This window comes from Psychrobacter sp. A3, from assembly GCF_028823565.1.
Lineage (GTDB): Bacteria > Pseudomonadota > Gammaproteobacteria > Pseudomonadales > Moraxellaceae > Psychrobacter > Psychrobacter celer.
The window spans coordinates 1-550 of sequence record NZ_JAPEHS010000190.1; the positions used below are offsets into that span (position 1 = coordinate 1).

The following is a 550-nucleotide window of genomic DNA, read 5'->3' on the forward strand; positions in this document are numbered from 1 at the left end:
TTTTTCGATGGGAAAGCGTTTGGACAAGGCGTTTAGGTCGCGCTGTACGGTGCGCAGACTGATGTCAAACCCTGCAAGTTTGAGCTGCTCGTAAATGTGCGTCGTTCCCACCCAGCGATTGCGCTGTAGCTGTGAGAGTACTTGCCACTGCCGCGCCGTGGTTGCCGCGCCATGACGATTATTATGATGAGCCTCTGCAGCAGAGGCATCGGTGCTCGTGCGCTGCTCGTCTATTCGCTCATCTGTGTCGGTATGATGTACAGTCATTCAGAGATAACCTTTATGAAGTCGTAAATCAATGTCGCAATCGATATGGATAGTTTAATGCTAATATTTTAACGCTGGTATTTTAATGAATCCGTCGCGGGTTATCATGGCAGAAAAGCGGCTTGACGTCTATCTTGACAGCGATGTTGTGTCTATCATTGATGAGTAGCGCATGATAAACGACGGTAGCAGGTCGTCAGCCCATGCTCTGATGCCTGTCACCATCAGGGCTGGGAGATATCAGGCGACTCATCAGCTGTCGTGATATCCGCGCTTGAGTCGT

Annotated in this window: 1 pseudogene; it reads right to left on the reverse strand. The window is 50.0% G+C overall.

The features are described 5' to 3' along the window. A pseudogene (locus NK638_RS12435) lies at positions 1-267 on the reverse strand (WYL domain-containing protein); the annotation flags it as partial. Between the last annotated feature and the right edge of the window lie 283 nt (positions 268-550).